This window comes from Streptomyces sp. WG7 (assembly GCF_049975785.1).
GTDB lineage: Bacteria > Actinomycetota > Actinomycetes > Streptomycetales > Streptomycetaceae > Streptomyces.
The window spans coordinates 1-20175 of the sequence record NZ_JBNGGE010000069.1 but is presented as its reverse complement, the minus strand read 5'-3'; the positions used below and the strand labels follow the sequence as shown (position 1 = coordinate 20175).

Below are 20175 nucleotides of genomic sequence, written 5' to 3'. Positions count from 1 at the left end.
CGGTCGGCCCTCGTGCCCCGCCTGTCGGCCCCGGCCTGGGACCGGCGCGCGTGCCACTTCCCAGTGGCCGGCCGCAACCGGACGTGCTCCGGCCCCGTCGGCCTCCGAGCAGGGCCGGTCGGCCCGGCTGGTCGGGACCGATTGCCTCTGCCCCGCCCGGTGAGCGCGCGATGCAATGACAGTGCAGGCGGTGGCAACCGCCACCACCGACCCACCGCAAGCCAGGAGGTGCGTCATGCGCTCCGTGAGCCGTACGGAAGCCGATCGGCACCCGCCTCGCGGCATCGAGCGGCTGGACCTCCTCCGGCCCCGCACCCCGTGGCCGGATGCGCCGCACGGGCCAATAGCGACGTGGTCCGCCGACGGACCGCGCGAGGAGCAAGTGGTGGTGCCCGCCGGTCGGACGCACCTGACCGCAGGGCTCTCTCTGCCCGCCACGACCCGCGTCGTGCTGTCCATCGCCCACAGTGCCGGAGGCGGTCGCCCCGGTTCGTGGTACGCGTACACCGCCCCGCGCCTCCATCGCGCCGGGATCGGCACTCTGCTGCTCGGTCTGCTGACCGAGGAGGAGCGAAGTGACCGGCACAAGCTCTTCGACGTGGTGCTGCTGGCCCGGCGCCTGGAAACAGCGACGCAGTGGCTGCGCCGGGAGACCGGACTGCCCGTGGGGTACGTCGGGAGCGAAGCGGGTGCGCCTGCCGCGTTGCGGGCGGCGGCGGCCGATGACGAGATCCGAGCCGTCGTCTCCCTGGGCGGCCGGCCGGAGCTGGCCGGCCCTGCGGCACTGGCCCGGGTACGGGCGCCGACCCTGTTCGTGGTCGGCGGTCTCGACCCCCAGGGCGCGGGCCTCAGTCGGCTCGCTGCCGACTGGATGAACTGTCGGCACCACGTCACGGTGGTGCCCGGCGCCACGGGCGTCCTGGCGGGTCCCGGAGCCGCAGAGACCCTCACGGATCTGATCCGCGACTGGTTCACGACCGGCCGGGAGTGAAGGCCGCAGCACAGCATCCGGCCTTCCCTGACGGTGGACCACTCGGTGTGACGGTCAATCCCGGCGTGGCGTTCCAGGTGTCCCGAAAGGAGCTCTGGCACCTGGAACGTCGCACACGCGCCGTTGTTCGTGCTACCGCAACGCCTCCCGACCTGTGGCAAGCTCCTCCACCAAACCGGCGGCCCACGACTCGATGGCCCGGAAGTCCCGAAAGTCCCCACCCTTGCCGCTCCGCAGAATCATGCCGGCGACCCACCCGTGGGCGCCCTTCTGCAGGCAGCCCCCGAAGGTGACGTGCTCGGCAACGTCCAGTTCGTTCATGGCCCGCTGGACTCCGGGCACGGGCGGGATGTTCCGCTCCCGGGCCGAGGGGTCGAGTGGTCCACTGCTGAAGAACGCCACCGGCCTGAGGCGCAGCTCATGGCGGAACCTGCGTGCGAAGCGGCGGGCGTCCCTGTGCCAGCGTCCCGCGTAGAGCCCGCCGCCGACCACCACGGCGTCATACGGTTTCACATCCGTCACCGACCGGGCGGGCAGCGCCTCGGCCGCGACGCCCTTCTCGCGCAGGACCGCGGCGACGGTCTCGGCGATCCGGGCCGTCGACCCGTTGGTCGATCCGTAGGCTACGAGCACCTTCTCCAGCATGGCGGTTCACCTTCTTTCGAGGGTCGGTCCACTGCTCACGTGCTGTCTCCTCAGCGGAGGCGGCGCAGATAGGGGTCCTGCGGGCGGCACGGCAGCAGGCGTGCACGGACGTCCAGGACCGTGAGGCCGCCGGATGTCGCGAGGACCGGGTTGAAGTCGGCGTCGGCCAGCTGCGGCAGGTCCTCGGACATCCGGGAGAGCCGGTGGAGCAGTTGCTCCAGGCCGTCGAGGTCGACGGGGTCCGAGCCGACCGAGCCGAAGAGCAGCGGAGCACAGCGCGGTGAGGTGATCAGGTCGTGCACGTCCAGGTCGGTGAGCGGGGCGAGACGGGCCGCCCGGTCGGCGAACACCTCCGTGGCGGTGCCGCCCAGTCCGAACACGACCAGCGGTCCGAAGACCTGGTCCTGGACGACACCGGCGAGCAGTTCGGTGCCGCGTTCCGCCAGCGGTTGCACGACGGCCCCGCTCATCAGCCCTGCGAAGCGTGTCCGAAGGTCCCGGTAAGCGCCCCGTACCTGGGATTCGCCCCGCAGATCGAGATGAACGGCACGCTGCGCGCTCTTGTGCACCAGTCCCGGCCAGTACGCCTTCAGAACGACCCGGCCGTCCGGGCCGCCCAGACGCTCCGCGGCACGTACGGCGTCGTCCTCGGTCTCCGCCCACGCCCATGGGGACTGGGGGATGCCGTAGCAGCTCAGGAGTTCGGCGCACGTCCGCGGTCCGAGCCAGCCGCCGTCCGGGTGTGCGGTGAGCCAGTCGTCGGCCAGGGCGTGCGCGCGTTGGGTGTCGATGCCGTCCGGGGTCCGCCTGGTGCCGGGCGGGCGGGCCAGCCAGGCGGTCCGGCGGGCGGCGTGGGCGAGCGCGCGTGCCGCCGCGTGCGGTTCGGCGTAGGAGGGGATCGCTCCGCCTTCGCTGGCCGGCAGCAAGCGCACGGGCACGTCCTGTTCCAGGCGGACCAGGACTACGGGGATGCGCCGTCTGCCGGGGCCCTGGGTGACGGCTCGTGCCAGGTCGTCACCGGTCGCGGCGGCCACGGCCGTGGGGACGAGGGCGACCACGACGGCGTCGACAACGCGGTGGGTGGTGAGCCGGTCGAGGCAATCGCGCAGTTCGTCCTCGGCGACAGCGGCGGTGACGTCCACCGGGTTGCCGACGGCTGCCCCGTCGGGCAGCACGGCAAGCAGGTCCTGGACCAGTTCGGGGGTGGGGGCGGGCAGGAGGAGTCCCGCCTCCACACACGCGTCCGCGGCCAGTACACCGGCCCCGCCCGCGTTGGTGACGACGGCGACCTTGTTCCCGGCGGGCAGAGGCTGGGCATGGAACAGGGCTGCCGTCTCCAGCAGTTCTCCGATGGAGCGGGTCGCGGTGATGCCGGCCTGGGTGAACAGCGCCTGCCTGGTCAGGGTGCCGGTGGCCGCGGCGGCACTGTGCGAGGCGGCGGCACGACGGCCCGCGTCGGTGCGGCCGGCGTCGACGGTCAGCAACGGCATCCGGCGGGTGACCCGCCGGGCGGTGCGGGAGAAGGCCCGCGGATTGCCGAAGGACTCCAGGTGCAGCAGGGCGAGATCGGTGACGCCGTCGTTCTCCCACCACTGGAGCAGGTCGTTGCCGCTGACGTCGTACTTGTCGCCGAGCGAGGCGAACGTCGACACCCCGATACCCAGGCGGGACAGCCCGTCGAGCAGGGCGATGCCGACACCACCGGACTGAACGGCGATACCGGCGGTCCCGCGGCTCGGGTGTGCGGCGGCGAAGGTCGCGTCCATCCGCAGCGCCGGGTCGGTGTTGGCGGCACCGAGGCAGTTCGGGCCGACGAGGCGCATACCGTGGGTGCGGCACGCGGTGAGCAGCGCCTGTGCCTGAGCGGGGTCAAGACCTGCCGACACGACCACCAGGGCACGTGCGCCCGCCTTCCCGGAGTCCTCCGCCACGTTCGGCACGGCGGCGGCCGGGGTGGCGATCACGACGAGGTCGGGCGGGACGGGCAGTGCTATGACCGCGGGATACGACGGAACGCCGAGAAGTGCGTGGGCATGCGGGTTCACGGCGAACAACCGGCCGGTGAAGTTGCCGGTACGCAGGTGGCGAAGCACGGCGCGTCCCACGGAGCCGGGCCGTCGGCCGGCCCCGACGACGGCGACCGTCTGCGGTCTGAACAGGGGCTCCATGCTGGCCACGTCCGCGGTGCACCCGCGATTCTCCACCGCCCTCAGATAGGTGTCGTCCTGGTCGAGCACGATGGTGCAGCGTGTCTCGGGCCCGTCCATGCGGTGGGTGACACGCAGCCCGAGGTCGCTGAACAGACGGAGCACTTCCCGGTTCTCACTGAGGGCGTCGGCCACGAAACACGTGAGGCCGTCGGCCCGGGCGGCGGACGCCAGGTGCTCGACGAGCAGGGTGCCCACGCCGTGGTGATGCAAGCGGTCCGCGACGGCGACGGCCAGCTCGGCCGATCCCCGCTCCTCCCCTTCGTCGTACTCCGCGAGGCCGATGATCCGCCCCCGCAGCTCCGCCACAAGCGCCCGGTGCCCTGGTCGGGGCGGCTCACAGGCGTGGTCTGCGGCGACGGCGGCGGAGTGAGGACTCACGGCGAAGAAGCGCATCCGCAGGTTCTCGGGTGACATCTCCTCGTAGAGCCGATGGAGTTGATCGTGGTCCTCGGGTTCCACGGCGCGGATACGGACGGTGATGCCGTCCGCCAGCAGGGCGTGGATCGCGGGACGCCCCAGTTCGTCCGTCATCGGTCTCTCCTCTCTCCTGGGCCTGGTTGCGTCGACCGGTCCCCCGTCGCTCCATCGCTCCGGTGCCGAACGGCCTGGTAGCCGGGCGTCGGGCTCACCGCTGCTCCGGCACGACGACGACCGGGCAGGCCGAGCGGTGCAGTACGGAGTGGGCGACCCGGCCGAGCCGTCCATGGGCGCGACGGCCGATCACCATCAGGTCGGCCTCGGAGGAAGCAGCGGGCAGCACGCTGCGCGCCGGGCCCTCGGCGGTGCGCCGACGCACAGCGATGTCGGACGGTGCGTACTCCAAGGCTGCTTCCAGCTCCTTGGCTGCCCGCTCCTCGTACAGCCGGGCGGGCTCCCCCGTCAGCAGGGGGTGATCAACCGTCTCGTGGGCGGGGCAGCGCCAAGCCCGCACGACAGCCAGCGGCACGCGACGCAGGCGTGCCTCGGTGAAGGCGAACCGCAGGACGGACGCCGGTGCGTCGCCGAGACCGACAATAATCCTTCCGTGCCGTCCGGCGACAGCCCGGTTGTCGTGGTTGCCACGCAGCACGACGACCGGGCAGTCGCTCGCGGCGGCCACGGTCCGGCTGACGGACCCCAGCAGCCTGTCCGCGACGCCGCTGCGGCCGCGGCTGCCCACGACGATCATGGACGCGTTGCGTCCGGCGCAGACCAAGGCGTGCTCAGCCTCGTCGGGCACCATTTCGGTGGTGACGGGTAGGTCGGGATGCCGCCGCCGGACGCGCCGGGCGGCGGCCCGGAGGATGTCCTCGGCCTGCACCTGAACGGACGGCTTGCCCAACTCACGTGCGAGCGCCGCCCCTTCGTACCGCTCCCACAGCGCTCCGTAGAGCACAAGGAGGGGCACTCCGTGCAGGGATGCCTCGTCGGCCGCCCAGTCGACGGCCCGCAGGCTGGGTTCGGAGCCGTCCACGCCGGCCACCAGTGGCAGATACATGACGCCTCCTCCTCGCGACGGGGACCGTCAGGGATGCGCGACGACGGCGACGGGTGCGGTGGCGTGGTGCAGCACCGCGTGGGTGACGGCGCCGATGTGCGCGCCGAACGGGTTGCGGCGGATGCGCCTGCCGACGACCACCAGGGACGCGTCGTGTGCGACGTCGACCAGGTGGCGGGCGGGACTGCCGGAGCGAGACACCTCGACGACCTCGACGTCCGGGTACTTCTGCCGCCAGGGCAGGATCACCCGGGTGAGGTCGGCCGCCTTCCTACGGGCCACTCCCTCGTCGGGCACGGAGCCGGCGGCCAGCGCGTAGGGGTAGTAGGGCGGCAGTTGCCAGCCGCTGACCACGTGCAACGCCGTCCTGCGGCGCTGTGCCTCCTCGAAGGCGCAGGCGAGCACGTCACCGTCGTAGCCGCCGATGTCGATGCCGACCACGACCGGCCGGAAAGCGGTGGCCGCGGACGGGATCCCGGCGGGATCCATGACGTGTTCGTCGGCGGCCATCTCACCGGCCCGTACGAGGACCACGGGAATCTCGGTGTGGGCGATCACGGACTGTCCGACGGAACCGACGAGGTATCCGCCGAGGCCGCTCAGGGCGCGGGAACCGAGGACGAGCAGTTCCGCCTCTTCGACGGCTTCGACCAGTGTGTTCGCCGGTGGGCCGGACCGCTGGTCGCAACTCACCTCGACACCGGGGTGGCGCAGCCGGAGCCCTTCACCCATCTTCCGTGGGACATGCTCGGTCCAGTACTGGTGGGTTTCGGTGCCGAGAACCGGGTCCTCGGCCATGGGCGCCGGAACCGGCTCCCACACGTGAAGCAGCCGTACCGGCAGGTCGCGCAGCCCGGCCTCGCGGGCCGCCCACTCGGCGGCGGCGTGGCTCTCGGGTGAACCGTCGATCCCCACCGTGATCGTGCGGGTCATGCTGCCCACCTCCTGTATCGGTCTTCTGATTTCAGCGTGTCCCGCGCCCGGTCTCAGGAACAGGGACCGCAGGTCCCCGGTCGCGGCCGAGAGTCCCCCTCGGCCGACCGGTGGGGCGAACCCGTCGCCAGGCCCGTCCCACCGATCGCGTCCGGCGCAGAGCCACTTCCGGTCGCGGACGACGGGAAGGCGGGCCCACAGACGACCGAGGCGAGTACGTCGCCGGCGGAGGCAGCGGCCAGGGCGACGAGTACCGTCGCGTAGACGAGGTGGTAGCCGACGACGGGTTCGTCGGCGTCGGCGCGGCACCGATGCCGAGCAGATCGGGCCGACGACGACACGCGTGGTCGGGCGCCGATGGTGGTGCGCTTCGGGTACGGCCTCGAGGGCTCCGCTTTACCGCGACGCGCATTCGACCAGGTCCGGAGCGAACGACGCACGGAACAGGCCGACGGGGCCCAGACCGGCCTCGACGATCACGGCGTCGTTCCGGCGTCCTCCCCCTCCGCCTGATCCACGGGCACCCGCCACACTAGGCGGGCGCCTCCGTCCTGGGGGCGCTCCAGTCGCAGTTCTCCGCCGAGCTTTTGCGCGCGCTCTTCCATGTTGCGCAGTCCGCTGCGGCGGCCGCCGGGCGGAATGCCGACGCCGTTGTCGGAGACCGTGAGCCGGACCCACTTGCCGTCGGTCTCCAGCGCGACGTCGGCATGGCTCGAGTGCGCGTGGCGGGCGATGTTGGTCAGGGACTCCGTCATGACGGCGACGAGTTGGTCGGCGGTCTCCTTCGGTACGCGCGTGTCGAGCAGGCCCTCCATACGGACTCCGGGCGCGAAGCCCAGCACCGGCGCCATCTCGGCGACCGCCCGGACCGCGCGGGCCCGCAGTGTGGACGACGCCGGGTCGTCCTCCCTGGAACGCAAGCCGAAGATCGTCGAGCGGATGATCTTGATCGTTTCGTCCAGGTCGCCCACCGCGCGCTGCACGCGTTCCGCCGCCTTGTCGTGCTGGATGAACCGCCCTGCGCTCTGCAGGGTCATGGCCGTGGCGAACAAGCGCTGGATGGCCAGGTCGTGCAGGTCGCGGGCGATGCGGTCGCGATCCTCCAGCAAGGCGATCTGCTCCGCGTCCCGGCGACGTTCCGCCAGTTCCATCGCCACCGCCGCCTGAGCGGCGAACACCTGTAGCGGTTGCGTCTCCTTCTCGGTGAACACGGGCCCGCCCGCCTCGCGGACCAGCAGCACCACGCCGCGCACGTGCTCGTCCGCACCAATGGGGACGGCCACCGCCGGCCCGAGGCCCGCGAACCGCGGCGAACCCGCCGTGATCCGTTCGTCGTGCGACACGTCCTGACTGCTCACGGGCACGCTCCGGGCGAACGCCTCTCCCATGAGGCTGCCGCGCACGGGCAGCACCCGTCCGCGCCAGGCCCCGGCCTCGCGTCCGATCGCCAGCTCCACCGCCAGCTCGTCGGTACCCGGCACCGGCAGGGCCACCACGCCGAGGGCGCAGGACGTGATCTCCCGGGCCCGTTCGGCGATCAGCCGCAGTGCGCCGCCCTGTTCGGCGCCGGACATCAGCGTGTGCATGATCTCGGCGTTGACCTGAAGCCAGCGCTCACGCAGCCTGGTCTCCTCGTACAGCCGGGCGTTGTCGATCGCCACGCCCGCCGCCACGGCCAGGGTGGACAGCACCGACTCGTCGTCCTCGTCGAACGCCTGCCCGCCGCGCTTCTCCGTCAGGTACAGGTTGCCGAAGACGTGGTCGCGGACCCGGATGGGGACGCCCAGGAAGCTGTTCATCGGCGGGTGGTGTGCCGGAAACCCGTAAGAGGCGGGGTGGTCGGACAGCTTGGCCAGACGCAACGGCTCCGGGTGCCTGATCAGCTCACCCAGGATGCCGTGTCCCTCGGGGAAGGGCCCGATGCGGGCGATCTCCTCCTCGCTGACTCCGACCGTGTGGAAGGCGGACAGCCGCCTGCCGTCCGGGCCGATCACGCCCAGCGCGGCGTACTCGGCGTCGACCAGCGTCGCCGCGGCCTCGACGATGCCACGCAGGGCCTGCTCCAGGTCCAGTTCCCGGCCGACCGACAGCACCGCTTCCAGCAGACTGTGCACCCTGTCCCGAGTGCCGCGGGCCGCGTCCAGCCTGGCCTGCAACTCGCCCAGCAGTTCGTCCAGCCGCAGCTGCGGCAGGCGCACACGGGCCTCCCGCGTCTCCTCGGACTCGTCCACCGCCGGCCTCCACGCCCAGGGACAGTGCGGCTTTCCGGCCGCCTACGTGCCACGGTAGCGGCTGCGGAGCGACCATGACACGGGAGCTCGCTGCTGCTTCGTGGCCGGCCGGAGATCACAGAGCGGGGCTCGCGACGGCGCTCAGCGGCCTTCGGCTCGCATGCGGTCCTGCGCCTGGGTGGCGATGACGGCGGCCTGGATGCGCCGCTCCACACCGAGCTTGGCGAGCAGGCGGGAGATGTGGTTCTTGACGGTCTTCTCGGCCAGGTACAGGCGCCGACCGATCTGCCGGTTGGTCAGGCCCTCTCCGATGAGGGCCAGGATGTCCCGTTCCCGCTCGGTCAGACCGGGCAGCGCTTCCGGCTCCTCCCTTTGTTCCTCACCGCCGCGCAGCCGCGCCATCAGTTTCGCCGTGGCGCTCGGATCCAGCAGCGACTGGCCGCGGGCCACGGTGCGCACGGCGGAGACCAGGTCGGAGCCCTCGATCTGTTTCAGGACGTACCCGGCCGCGCCCGCCATGATGGAGTCGAGGAGTGCTTCCTCGTCGTCGAACGAGGTCAGCATCAGACAGGCCAGGTCCGGCATGCTCGACCGCAGCTCCCGGCAGACGCTCACCCCGTCGCCGTCCGGCAGGCGTACGTCCAGCACAGCCACGTCCGGACGCAGCGCGGGAACGCGCACCAGCGCCTGCTCGACGGTGGCCCCCTCACCGACCACGGTGATGTCCGGTTCGTCGTCCAGCAGGTCGTGAACACCCCGCCGGACGACCTCGTGATCGTCAAGGAGGAAAACCTTGATCGCGGTCGCCCGGCCGGCCGGCTCGCTGTTCATCATCGATCGCTCCTCAAGGAGGCGTCCCGCCTACAGCCCCAGTCTTCCCCCAGCCGGGACCGGGGGCCAGGGCCGGTCGGCCCTCCTTCTCTCCCGACGGGTGGACGCCATGCCCCGAGTGAGGTCGACCCCAATGCGTCACACAGGATGCGCGGCGCCGGTCTGCGGCACCGCGCACCGGATGGTCCGGCAGGTGTCACACCGCCTGCGGGACCACTGCCACCGGGCAGGCCGCGTGTTGCAGCAGGGTGTGAGTGACGCGTCCGAGCTGGAGGCCGAAATGGCCCGACCTGTGCCGGGCACCCACGACGACCAGATCGGCGGCGGCCGACCGCGCCACCAGCACCTTTCGGGCCGGCCCCTCGATCGTCGCCCTGCGCAGTCGCACGCTCGGATGTGCCGTCACCGCTTCGGCGATCAAGGTGTCGATCAGGGCAGAAGCCCGCTCCTCGTGCGGATGCTCGGAACCGGCTGGTGCCCCGACATCGGTGCTCTCGTACTCCGGGCACCGCCAGGCCCGCACCACGTCCAGCTCGCAGTCCCTTGTCTCGGCCGCCTCGAATGCGAAGCGAACTGCCTCCCGGCTTGTGCCGGGGTCGCCTGCGCCCAGGAGGACGCGCTCGTGGGCGCCCGACAACGCGGACTTGTCACCTCGGACGACGATCACGGGACAGTCGGACCGGGCGGCGACGGCCAGGCTGACCGAGCCGAGCAGTGCTCCCTTGAGTTCCCCACGTCCTCGTGAGCCGGTGACCACGGCGGTGGCGTGCATCCCTTCGGCCAGGAGCGCGGACACTGCTTCCGCAGGCACGGTGTCCGTGGAGACCTCCAGATCGGGGTCGTATCGCCGGACACGTTCGGCGGCAGTTCCGACGATGTTGTCCGCCATCACCTGCGCCGAGGGGCGCTCCCGGGTCATGGTCGGCAGGACGCCCTCGTACCGCTCCCACAAAGATGCGTAGACCAGGCGCAGCGGAAGCCGTCGACGCAGCGCCTCGTCCACCGCCCAGTCGATGGCCAGAAGACTGCCGTCCGACCCGTCGACGCCCACAACCAGGGGAAGTGCCATCATCCCCACCGCCTTCTCTCTTCCATCCACCTCGTGCAGCGTGGGTTGCCACTTCTACGGTCGCACCGCCACGGCCGACGTGGCAGGGACTGTCTGGGCCCGCAAGGAGGGACCTTCGGCCCCGGACTAGGCCGACCGGGGCCGCGCCATGAACCCAGAGGCCCCTGGTCCGGCCCCTGTACGAGAGTGAGGCTGTGAATCAGGGGATTACCGCGAGACGAGGCGATCGTCATGGAACGGCTCCAGATGACAAGGCGCCCGCGCCCACCGCGCCGGCCGGATCCACCCGACCTGCGTACACCGTCGGGACGCCCCATGCCGTACTAGCCGATGTTCCGGGCGACCGACCAGGGCCGAGTCCGGGCCGACCGACGGCCCGGGTCCCGCCGAGGCTTCCGCCCTGTCGACGATGCCGCCGTGCGAAGTGCCGTTGGTGGTCCCACGACCGCCGAAGATCCCGAGTGCGCAGCCGGCGACGTGCTCACAGATACCCGCCTCCCACGGACACCACTGCCCGGACGTCCCAAGAAGGAGCGCCCTCATGAACGCCACCAGCCTCCCGCCCGCTCGGAAGGACGAGGCGGTTCCGCTCGGCCATGGGGCGGGCGGCCGGATGACCGGCGACCTGCTGGACACCCATGTGCTGCACGCTCTCGGCGGACGACCGGGCGCCCTGGAGGACGCTGCCCTGCTGCCCGACCACCCCGACCTCGTGATCAGCACCGACGGCTTCGTCGTCAGCCCCCTCTTCTTCCCCGGAGGCGACATCGGCTCCCTGGCTGTCTACGGCACGGTCAACGACCTGGCCATGCGCGGTGCCCGACCGATCGCCCTCGCCGTAGCTCTGATCATCGAGGAAGGATTTGCTCATGCCGAACTCCACGCGGTGACTCGCTCCCTGCGCGCGGCGGCCCTCGACGTCGGAGTACCCGTCGTCACTGGCGACACGAAGGTCGTGGGACACGGCGCGGTGGACAAGGTGTTCATCACCACCACCGGCGTCGGCCAGCGGCACCTGGCGCTGCGCCCGTCCGCCTCGCTCGCCCGCCCCGGGGACGCGGTGCTGCTCTCCGGCCCGATCGGCCTGCACGGTACGGCGATCCTGTCGACACGCGAAGGACTGACCTGCCGCGGCGTCGCCTCGGACAGCAGACCTCTGCACCGGGTCGTCGACGCGCTGGCGCCGATCGGGCGGAGCATCCACAGCCTGCGTGATCCCACCCGGGGCGGCCTCACCGCAGCACTCAACGAGATCGCCCGTGACTCGGGGGTGGCGGTCGAGATCGACGCGGGCTCCGTTCCGGTCCCCGAGGCGGTCGTCTCGGCCTGTGACCTGCTCGGCCTGGATCCACTGACCCTGGGCGGCGCCGGATGCCTGGTGGCTTTCGTCGCCCCCGCGGACGAGGCCGACGCGCTCACCGCGCTGCGCTCGCTCCCGGAGGGACGGGACGCGGTGCATATCGGCGATGTGCATACGCGAGGCACCGCCGGTCGAGTCGTTCTACGCACGCCTGCAGGGATCCGACGCGTGATCGACATGCCGCTCAGCGAGCAGCTACCCCGAATCTACTGATCCGACGACTTTCCGCGCACGACAGTCGGTACCCGGACAGCGGTGCGCGGGCAAGCAGATCGGGCCGGACCGGCAGCCCCTTACAGCGCCCTGATGGTCTCACCCTCCCGCCCGCACTTCCGGGACCGATCGCTGGCGGAAGGAGCGGGAAGAGGCCGTGCGGCCCTTCCCCGCGTTGCAGCAGCGCGAAAGACTGGACTCGGACAGGGACCTCGACCGTCGCGAGCAGGTGACTGCGATGTCGGAAGTGACCACCACCGACCTATACGAAGTCACCATGGCCCTGTCGTATCTGCGTGAGGACATGAACGAATCGGCGACCTTCAGCCTCTTCGTCCGCTCACTGCCTCCCGAGCGGGGCTTCCTCGTGAGCGCGGGGACGGAATCGGCGCTCGACTACCTCAGTGATTTCCGCGTCACCGCCGCCGACCTGGAGGTGTTCGCCTCCGCCCTGCGTCGGCCCACCGCCGATGTCGCCGCCCTGAGTGGCATGACGTTCACCGGCGAGGTGCGCGCCGTGCCCGAATGCCGGATCGTGTACGCGGGAGAGCCCCTCCTGGAGGTGACCGCTCTGATCTCGCAGGCCCAATTGGTCGAGACCTTTCTGCTCAACCAGATCTCGCACCAGACGACCGTGGCGTCCAAAGCGGTGCGCTCCGTCCTGGCTGCTGCCGGACACCCGGTGGTCGACTTCTCGCTGCGCCGCACGCACGGCACCTGCGCCGGGCTGCAGGCCGCCCGCACCGCGGCGCTGACAGGCTTCGCGGGCACCAGCAACGTGGTCGCGGCCGTCCGATGGGGGGCTACCCGCATCCGGCACGATGGCCCACTCCTACATCGAGGCGTTCCCCGACGAGGAGGCCGCCTTCCGCGCCTTCGCCCGCTCCCATCCCGGGCCCGTGACCTTCCTGGTGGACACGTACGACACGGAGCGCGGGGTGCGCACGGCAGCCCGGGTCCTGCGTGACCTAGAGCGGGGGCCAGGCTGCGCCGTCCGGCTCGACAGCGGCGACCTGGATGATCTCTCCCGGCGGGCCCGAGGCGCACTGGACGCCGCCGGCCTGCCCGGCGTGCGCGTCATCGCCAGCGGTGGCCTCGACGAGTACCGGAGGCGACGCCCTGGTCCGCTCGGGCGCGCCCATCGACGTCTACGCGGTCGGCACCCGTGTCGGCACCTCCGCCGACGCTCCCTACCTCGATTCCGCCTACAAGCTCGTGGAGTACGACGGCCACCTGGTCATGAAACTGGCGTCGGGCAAGACGACGCTGCCGGGGAGCAAGCAGGTGTACCGACGTCCGGGCCACCCGGACATCATCGCGCTACGGGAGGAAGAGGCACCGGCCGGTGCGGAACCACTCCTTCGCACGCTGATGCGCGACGGACGTCGCTTGAGCCAGCCAGACACCCTGCCCGCGGCACGTGTCCGCCTGACGGCGGACCTGGCGGCTCTTCCCTCCGAGACCCTCCGGCTACGCGCTCCTCAGCCGGGGCGGACCGTAATCACGGCTGTCCGGGCTGGTGGAAGGGCTTCGGGGAACAACTGCTCGCCTCGCACCTCCTCCCCGGGGCCCAAGGGGCACCGAATACACGGCGTGAACCACCGATGTAGTCGGCTGGCGCGTCCCGCCGACAGCGGGCAGCGTGGACAGAGACGGGAAGCACGTACGAGTGAGGTGGCCATGCAATCCTCTGAGCCGACAACACGCGTGGTCGTGGGCGTGGACGGGTCCCCTTCCTCCTACGCCGCGCTGCGCTGGGCGGATCGGTACGCGCGCACCATCGGTGGTGTCGTGGAGGCGATCCACGTGTGGGACACACCGTCCGCGGCGGGCTTCACCGGTCCCGCCATCGACCCCGACTTCGACCTCCAGCAGGCCCGTGAGCGATTCTCCGAGGAGCTGCATGCCATCTTCCCGGACGAACGGCCGCCGGGTCTCAAAGAGGTACTCGTCGAGGGTGACCCGTCGGAGATCTTGATCCGCGCCTCGGAAGGGGCCGACCTCCTCGTGGTGGGCCGCCGCGGCAGGGGCGCGTTCGCCCGGGCCATGCTTGGTTCGGTCAGCCAGCGCTGCGCTCAGCACGCAGCCTGCCCGGTCGTCGTCGTCCGCCAGGAGCGGGAAACAGACCCCGCCCACTGAGCCGCCGGGGATTAGGGACGCTCGGGTAGGTCACGGCGCTGGTCACCTGAATCACAGGCGGCTTACACGCCACCGTCGCTCAAAACCCGCAGCTCCATCTCCGCAGGACTGGCCACCGGGTTCGTCACTGTGCAGTGGGACACCACCGCACGCAGGGCAGCCACTTCCTCCGGCGGCAGCTCCGGCGCCACGACGGTCAGGGACAGGGAAGCCACCCGAGCCGGCCGGTCGTCCACCATTCGGAACTCTGCGCGGACACGGAGGTCGGCACGGTCGGCACCGTGCCGGTCAAGGAAGCGTCCGGCACAGTGCGCCGCGCACAAGGCCACCGCCGCGACCAACAGCTCCCCGGGTGTCGGAGCCGTGTCCTTCCCTCCGCCCGTGAGCGGCTGGTCGACGGTCAGCTCATGCCCGCGGATCCGTATCGCGTAAGCATTCCCGGCCGCCGACAGCACCTCGACCACTCCGGGTGCTTCAGCGGCTTGCGGATCCACGGCCGCAGCCTGGTACAGCAGCAGCCCCGCAAGGCGCCGCGCCTCCGTAGCGGTGAGCGACGCCCACAGTTCGTCCGCGTCGTGGGAGGAGAACGACGTGTCCAGGACGACTCGCCCCATCTGCGCGGGCAGTCCTTGGGGCGCGAATCGTGTGACGCTGATCGTGCGACCGCAGCGAGTCTGCAGTTTCATCATGTCTCCCGACGGGTCTACGTCCGGTCGGCTCCGTCACGTCGGCCGAATCGATTCCATTGCCGCGCCCAACGGCGCACCGCTCACAACTCGGCTGCCGAGGTGATGCGCCGCCCGGTCAGACGTTCCATATCCACGGGCAGCCAGTCGATCCGCCGTCCACCCGCCCAGGGCCTGGTGTGCGCGGCCTCGTCCAGCCGTTTCGCCTCAACCGGATCTGTCACGGCCCGGCAACGACCCACGACCAGGACGCTCCATCCCTGGCTCATGGCGTCGTCCACCTGGTCGACCTCGAAGGCGACCCGCTGGTCCACGGCCGAGGCCGTTGTGGAGCCGGGGGCGGCACGGAAGGCCACGGCCCCATCCGCCACCTCGTAATTGACCGGAAACACGGCAGGACCATGCTCCGAAGTGAACGCGATGCGTCCCACTCCGTGGGTGGAGAGCAGGTTCCGGCACTCCTCTTCGCCGAGGTCGAGCAGGTGCGGGTCGCGCAGCGCCGATCCCGGCCCGGACGGTCGGTCCGTGCCACCTCCCTGCAATGCGCCGTACGTCGTCCCCAAGGCGTCTGCCAGCCGCACCAGAGTGCCGGAGCCCGGGTCGGCTGTATGCGTCTCCAAGTAAGACAGATAGCCGGGTGCCATTCGTGCTCTCTCGGCAACCGCTTCGATGCTGAGACCCTTGCGATGACGGGCTGCGGCCAGGCGCCGCCCCACGTCCCCCGCGTCACCGCCGTACACCGAGCCATGGTGAGTCCGGTCAGCAGTCCGCGTCGCCTGCGGCATCGGCCGCCGCGGTTCCCCAAGCTGGTCCACATGCGCATCGGGGCCGGGGAACACCAGCGTGACGTCCCCGGCGTCCGACCAGCGCACGTCGTACGGGGGCGTCCCATCGTCGTGGTGCAGGCCGACTATCTCACCGTCCCGCCGAGTAACACCGGTGGAAGGGCTCTCGACGACAAGCCGGTCGCCAACGTGTGCGTACATGACCGTCCCTCTCCGTCGATGAGGCTCTCCACCCAGGGTTACGCGCCGGCGCCGTGCCCACTAGACGGCTGAGGGTCCCGACGTGGTGCCGAACGGCCCTCTTCACGCGTGCACGAAGGCTTAGAGGTCCTAACAAAGGCGTTGGACGTGACGGTGGGTGATCAGGCAGACGGCGAGGCCGAGGAACGCTTCGTGGATGTCGTCGCGTCTCTCCCAGCGGATGCGTAGGCGGCGGAAGCCGTGGAGCCAGGCGATGATGCGCTCGACGACGTAGCGGAAGATGCCCAGCCCGGTGCCGTGTGGCTCGCCCCGTCTCGCGATCACGGGGCGGATGCCTCGTTGCCAGAGCAGGCGGCGGTATTTGTCGTGGTCGTAGCCGCGGTCGGCCAGTAGAGCGTCCGGCCGCCGACGGGGCCTGCCGGTCCGGCCCGCGACGGATGGGACCTTGTCGAGCAGGGGCAGCAGCTGGGTGACGTCGTTGCGGTTGCCACCGGTCAGCGATACCGCGAGCGGGATGCCCTGTCCGTCGACGATGAGGTGGTGCTTGCTGCCCGGCCGTGCACGGTCGACCGGGCTGGGCCCGCTTTTGGGCCTCGCCGGGCGGCCCGCACGTGCGAGGAGTCGATCACCGCCCGTCCCCAGTCCAGCTGGTTCTTCGACCGCAATTCGTTCAGCAGCAGCTGGTGGAGCTGGTCCCAGACGCCGGCCTCATTCCAGGCCGCCAGGCGCCGCCAGCACGTCATCCCCGAGCCGAAGCCGAGCTCCTGGGGCAGGTACTCCCACTGGATACCGGTATGCAGGACGAACAGAATGCCGCAGAGGGCCTGCCGGTCCGGCACCCGCGGTCTGCCCTCGGCCTTCTTCTTACCCGGCTTCGGCAGCAACGGCTCGATCAGCGACCACAGTTCATCCGACACGACCCACGGCCGCGGCTGACGATTTCCCATGCCCAGACATACGAGCAGAGAGGCCGACTGACTCATGATCAGCAGCTTTTGTTAGAGCCAGTTAAAGCGCGGCCGGTCCCCCACGAGCGTGGTGGTGACCTGACAGGGCGGCTGCGTCGGCTCTCTGCGGGCATCGACGGGAGGCGATCTCCTCGTCGGCCGTCCGCACGTCGACGCGTCGTAGACGTCCTACGGAGCACCGCGAACGATCAGGGCCGGACGACCCATGAGGAACCCGGGCGGTGCCCGAAGGGCCCCTGTCGCACCGGATCCCACGGCGTGAGGCTGGAGACGACAGCCGGAGGTGGTCACGATGCGCGGGAACAGAACCATTCGACGGTCTCTGTGGCGCTGGCGCCGCAATCCGTTGCGTCGGCGCGAGGACGTGCTCGAGGCATGGATCCTGCTGATCGTCTGGCTCGTCATCGCTCTGGTGGGCCCCGTCGCAGGAGTGCTCGGGGCGCAGGTCTCCGCCCAGAGCGCCGCGCAGCGACGCGCGGAACGCCATGCCGTCACCGCCACGCTCGTGTCGGACGTACCCCACAACGCTCTGGCCGACGGGACGACGGGGGGCCGCGTCGACGCGACCGTGCGCTGGACGGCGTCCGACGGTAGCCGGCACTCGAGCAAGGCCGCGGTCGACGGAGGACTCAAGGCGGGTTCCCGAGTGTCGGTCTGGACGGACCGGCAGAACAACTTGACGCCCGCGCCCCCGACCGTGACACAGGCAGGCGTGGACGCCGCCTTCATGGGCGCCGCCTCGTCGTTCGCCGTCGTCACGGCGGCGGCTGCCGGCTACTACGCAGCCAGATTGGTCCTCAACCGTCGGCGTCGCACGGCGTTGGAGGACGAGTGGCAGCAGATCGGATCCCAGTGGGGACGCACGGCCAGCTGAGCCGAGCCGCGTGGGAGCCCGATGTCCCGGAGCGTCGCCGGGGAAGTGTTCTCCTGACCTCAAGGACCCTGAGGCGGAAGGAGGAGTGATGAGCGGCTTCCTGATCGTAGGAGTGGATGATTCCGCTTCGAGTCTCGATGCCGTCGCAGGGGCGGCCCGGGATGCCGAGGTACGGAACCTTCATCTTCGGGTGGTGCACGCACTGCCCCTGCCTGCGCGCCTTCCATTGGACGCCGCCCTGCCCAGGCCGGTCAGGAACCATTTCAGAAAGGCGGCGGACTCGGTCGTGCAGGAGGCTGAGAACCGGGCACGGACAGAGGCGGCTGCTGTCAGGGTCTCGGCAGTGGTACTGCGGGGCGAACCGCTCAGCGTGCTCCTGACGCAGCCCCGGTCCGCAGCAGCGGTCGTCGTGGGGCACCGGGGCCTGAACCCGTTCACCGAACTGATTCTCGGCAGCACGACGACCGGGCTCGCCGCACACGCCGAGTACCCCGTGGTCGTCGTACGGGGAACCACGGCACCGACAAGGCCCGTGGTTCTGGGCGTGGACGGATCGCGGCGCACACATCACAGCGCTGCACGCCTGGACGGCCTGGAACGCTCCGCTGCCTTCCCCGGGCCCGTCGGAACCCTATGCTTTCGCGCCCGGCATGCTGGCCGCCCAGGAGGATCGACTCCTTGCCGAGGCGCTCGCGGGGACGCGAGTCCGGTATCCCGACGTGAAGGTGGAACACCGGAACATCCACGGACCGACAAGGCCGACGTTGATCGAGGCAAGCCGCAATGCTCGGCTCACCGTCGTCGGTTCCAGGGGACGAGGAGGCTTCGCCGGTCTGTCGCTCGACTCGGTCAGCCAGGCCCTTCTCCAGCATGCGCACAGCCCAGTCGCAGTCGTACAGGGGATGAAGTCGCCCACGGCAGTCGGCGAGGCATGACCGACGGCGATCGTGAAGGTCTTGCCGACAAGGGCCGTCGATGGCGACTTGAGGGAGGCAGCTCACCCGGCGTTGAGTCCACCAATTCAAACGCCCGGCATCAAACGGACGGTTATCGTCCCTCCATGGACGAATCCCTCTCGTTCGAGAGCTTCCTCAGAGGTGCCGGGCAGGCCGCTGCGAAAGCAATGGAGGACCACGGGCGCGGTGAGTACGACGAGTTCGCCCTCCATGGTGGTGTCGCCGTGGAGCGACTTGCCAAGGCCGCCCTGATCAAGAAGAACCCAGTCTTCCTAGTCGAAATGCGCAACGGCCCCTCTGACATGCTTCTTCACTTTGGTGGCCATCTGAAACTGGAGCCGGAGAAAGTGCGTACGGTCGGTGCGCACGAAGCCATCCGGCGGCTCCGACGCGTGGCCGTCCTGCCCTCCAATCCTCAACTCGACCTGCTGATCGAACTACGGAACGGAACTGCCCACACTTCCGTCGGAGACCAGGCAAAGGCACTGCTTCCCACACTCGCCTAGACTGTGGTGATCATTCTGACAGACATCGGTGTATCGGTCGACCAGTTCTGGGGCCGCTGGGCAACCGCCGTGAACGTAGCGGTGGACAAGGAGCGGAACGAGCTTCAGCGAGACGTAGAGATCCGAATCAGGCAGGCCCGACACCGATTCGAGGACAAGTTCGAAGGGCTACCCACAGGCTCCATGGATCGCATCCTCGGTGAAGCTGCCGAAAGGCTCGAAGTGGTAGGAGTAGCACGCGGAGACAACGAGCTTCTGGCGTTGCTGTCCACGATCCCATGCCCGTCATGCAAGGCCAAAGCACGCGTTAAAATCGTGCCTGTTGAGACCGAGGATGCCAGCCTGACACTACGAGCGACGGCACTCCATTGCTTCATCTGCCAACTGGACCTCCACACACCGGACGAGATCAGCGCGGCCGCTGTCGACATCGAGGCCGCCCTGCTGCCAACGTCGGCCCGCACGATGCGAGACACCCCGCCGCCCACCGGTCTCCGAGTGGAGCATCTCCACAAGTTCTGAAGCGCCACACGTTGCAAGCCCGAGCTGCCCAACTTCCTGACGGCGCCCCGTTGGCCCGCCGACATGCGGGGGGGGCGTCCAGACCCCATTGCTCAGGCAAAGCAGACTGCATGCTGGAGCAGACGACCGTGCGTCGGGTACGGCTTGGTGCCCTACCTCCTGCTTTTCTGTCCGCACGCCCAAAAAACTGGCTGTCGCATCGATATTTACCAAACCCCGCCCTTCGTCGTAGCCGACTACCTAAAGAACACCTAAAGAAGCCCCGTGGGGGTGGTCCCCACGGGGCTTCGCCGTATCACCGGCGCTGTCACGCGTCTGTCACCAACTACGCCGACGCCCCGGGACCGCAACGCCCTGACCTGCCACAACCCGCCCAGTATGGACTGACGTGGACGCCCGAAGACGGTCTCTACAACCTGTGCCATGTAGCACCGAGGGACGGCCCCATGACCAGGACCGGGGCCTGTTCCGGCCCGTCAAAGCGGTATTGCATGCTGTCGACGTTCTTCTCACTCACCCGTTCACGCTCCCACATCTCACATTCTCTTCGTGAACGGGGGCGGAGCCACTCGCCAGAC

Annotated in this window: 17 protein-coding genes and 3 pseudogenes; 9 read left to right on the top strand and 11 right to left on the bottom strand. The window is 70.1% G+C overall.

Translation table 11 applies throughout. The features are described from left to right. Positions 1-385 precede the first annotated feature (385 nt). Positions 386-991, top strand: a complete 606-nt coding sequence (locus ACP4J0_RS35935) for an alpha/beta hydrolase (RefSeq protein WP_426603256.1) — start codon at positions 386-388, stop codon at positions 989-991. Positions 992-1123: 132 nt separating this feature from the next. Here the strand turns inward: ACP4J0_RS35935 and ACP4J0_RS35930 are convergent, their stop codons facing one another. The 7 genes from ACP4J0_RS35930 to ACP4J0_RS35900 form a co-directional block, all read right to left on the bottom strand. Next, the gene (locus ACP4J0_RS35930; protein WP_426603254.1) at positions 1124-1636 is read right to left on the bottom strand and encodes a flavodoxin domain-containing protein; all 513 of its coding nucleotides are present in this window, start codon (positions 1634-1636) and stop codon (positions 1124-1126) included. A gap of 50 nt (positions 1637-1686) precedes the next feature. Then, on the bottom strand, positions 1687-4377 hold the full coding sequence (locus ACP4J0_RS35925) for a GNAT family N-acetyltransferase (RefSeq protein ID WP_426603252.1): 2691 nt from the start codon (positions 4375-4377) through the stop codon (positions 1687-1689). Between the two features lie 94 nt (positions 4378-4471). Next, the gene (locus ACP4J0_RS35920; RefSeq protein WP_426603250.1) at positions 4472-5323 is read right to left on the bottom strand and encodes a universal stress protein; all 852 of its coding nucleotides are present in this window, start codon (positions 5321-5323) and stop codon (positions 4472-4474) included. 27 nt (positions 5324-5350) lie between these two features. Beyond that, positions 5351-6256: a universal stress protein gene (locus ACP4J0_RS35915; protein WP_426603248.1), complete on the bottom strand. Its 906-nt coding sequence runs from the start codon at positions 6254-6256 to the stop codon at positions 5351-5353. A 476-nt stretch (positions 6257-6732) separates the two neighbouring features. Next, positions 6733-8487, bottom strand: a complete 1755-nt coding sequence (locus tag ACP4J0_RS35910) for a GAF domain-containing protein (RefSeq protein ID WP_426603246.1) — start codon at positions 8485-8487, stop codon at positions 6733-6735. A gap of 141 nt (positions 8488-8628) precedes the next feature. Next, positions 8629-9321, bottom strand: coding sequence for a response regulator (locus tag ACP4J0_RS35905; RefSeq protein ID WP_426603244.1), 693 nt, complete (start codon positions 9319-9321; stop codon positions 8629-8631). Positions 9322-9514: 193 nt separating this feature from the next. Next, positions 9515-10390 (bottom strand): universal stress protein, encoded by an 876-nt coding sequence (locus ACP4J0_RS35900; RefSeq protein ID WP_426603242.1) that lies wholly within the window; start codon positions 10388-10390, stop codon positions 9515-9517. A 538-nt stretch (positions 10391-10928) separates the two neighbouring features. Between ACP4J0_RS35900 and hypE the strand changes: the two genes are divergently transcribed. The 3 genes and pseudogenes from hypE to ACP4J0_RS35885 all read left to right on the top strand — a co-directional run bounded on the left by hypE (position 10929) and on the right by ACP4J0_RS35885 (position 14099). Then, complete coding sequence (hypE, locus tag ACP4J0_RS35895; RefSeq protein ID WP_426603240.1) at positions 10929-11960, top strand: hydrogenase expression/formation protein HypE; 1032 nt, start codon at positions 10929-10931, stop codon at positions 11958-11960. Between the two features lie 238 nt (positions 11961-12198). Further along, positions 12199-13466: pseudogene (locus ACP4J0_RS35890) on the top strand (nicotinate phosphoribosyltransferase); the annotation flags it as partial. Between the two features lie 174 nt (positions 13467-13640). Continuing rightward, complete coding sequence (locus ACP4J0_RS35885; protein WP_426603280.1) at positions 13641-14099, top strand: universal stress protein; 459 nt, start codon at positions 13641-13643, stop codon at positions 14097-14099. 62 nt (positions 14100-14161) lie between these two features. Here ACP4J0_RS35885 and ACP4J0_RS35880 read toward each other — a convergent pair whose 3' ends face one another. The 3 genes from ACP4J0_RS35880 to ACP4J0_RS35870 all read right to left on the bottom strand — a co-directional run bounded on the left by ACP4J0_RS35880 (position 14162) and on the right by ACP4J0_RS35870 (position 16718). Then, positions 14162-14713 carry an OsmC family protein gene (locus ACP4J0_RS35880; RefSeq protein ID WP_426603238.1) on the bottom strand — a complete coding sequence of 184 codons (552 nt, stop codon included), beginning with the start codon at positions 14711-14713 and terminating at the stop codon, positions 14162-14164. Between the two features lie 155 nt (positions 14714-14868). Further along, entirely contained in the window at positions 14869-15771 is a 903-nt protein-coding gene (locus tag ACP4J0_RS35875) for a pyridoxamine 5'-phosphate oxidase family protein (protein WP_426603236.1), read from the bottom strand. 129 nt (positions 15772-15900) lie between these two features. Next, positions 15901-16718, bottom strand: a protein-coding gene (locus ACP4J0_RS35870) for an IS5 family transposase (RefSeq protein WP_426603278.1) whose coding sequence is annotated in 2 segments (ribosomal slippage) — positions 15901-16361 and positions 16361-16718 — 819 coding nt in all. Because the reading frame shifts where the segments join, the coding sequence is not laid out codon by codon here. Between the two features lie 313 nt (positions 16719-17031). Between ACP4J0_RS35870 and ACP4J0_RS35865 the strand changes: the two genes are divergently transcribed. The 5 genes and pseudogenes from ACP4J0_RS35865 (at position 17032) to ACP4J0_RS35845 (ending at position 19597) form a co-directional block, all read left to right on the top strand. Continuing rightward, positions 17032-17613 carry an Rv1733c family protein gene (locus tag ACP4J0_RS35865; protein ID WP_426603235.1) on the top strand — a complete coding sequence of 194 codons (582 nt, stop codon included), beginning with the start codon at positions 17032-17034 and terminating at the stop codon, positions 17611-17613. An 88-nt stretch (positions 17614-17701) separates the two neighbouring features. Then, positions 17702-18061: pseudogene (locus tag ACP4J0_RS35860) on the top strand (universal stress protein); the annotation flags it as partial. A gap of 118 nt (positions 18062-18179) precedes the next feature. Beyond that, positions 18180-18548, top strand: a complete 369-nt coding sequence (locus ACP4J0_RS35855) for a universal stress protein (RefSeq protein WP_426603276.1) — start codon at positions 18180-18182, stop codon at positions 18546-18548. A 125-nt stretch (positions 18549-18673) separates the two neighbouring features. Then, the gene (locus tag ACP4J0_RS35850) at positions 18674-19075 is read left to right on the top strand and encodes a hypothetical protein (RefSeq protein WP_426603286.1); all 402 of its coding nucleotides are present in this window, start codon (positions 18674-18676) and stop codon (positions 19073-19075) included. A 3-nt stretch (positions 19076-19078) separates the two neighbouring features. Beyond that, entirely contained in the window at positions 19079-19597 is a 519-nt protein-coding gene (locus tag ACP4J0_RS35845) for a hypothetical protein (RefSeq protein ID WP_426603233.1), read from the top strand. A 418-nt stretch (positions 19598-20015) separates the two neighbouring features. On the opposite strand, the pseudogene ACP4J0_RS35840 reads toward ACP4J0_RS35845, so the two are convergent. Beyond that, positions 20016-20132 (bottom strand): annotated as a pseudogene (locus ACP4J0_RS35840) (alpha/beta fold hydrolase); the annotation flags it as partial. Positions 20133-20175 lie beyond the last annotated feature (43 nt).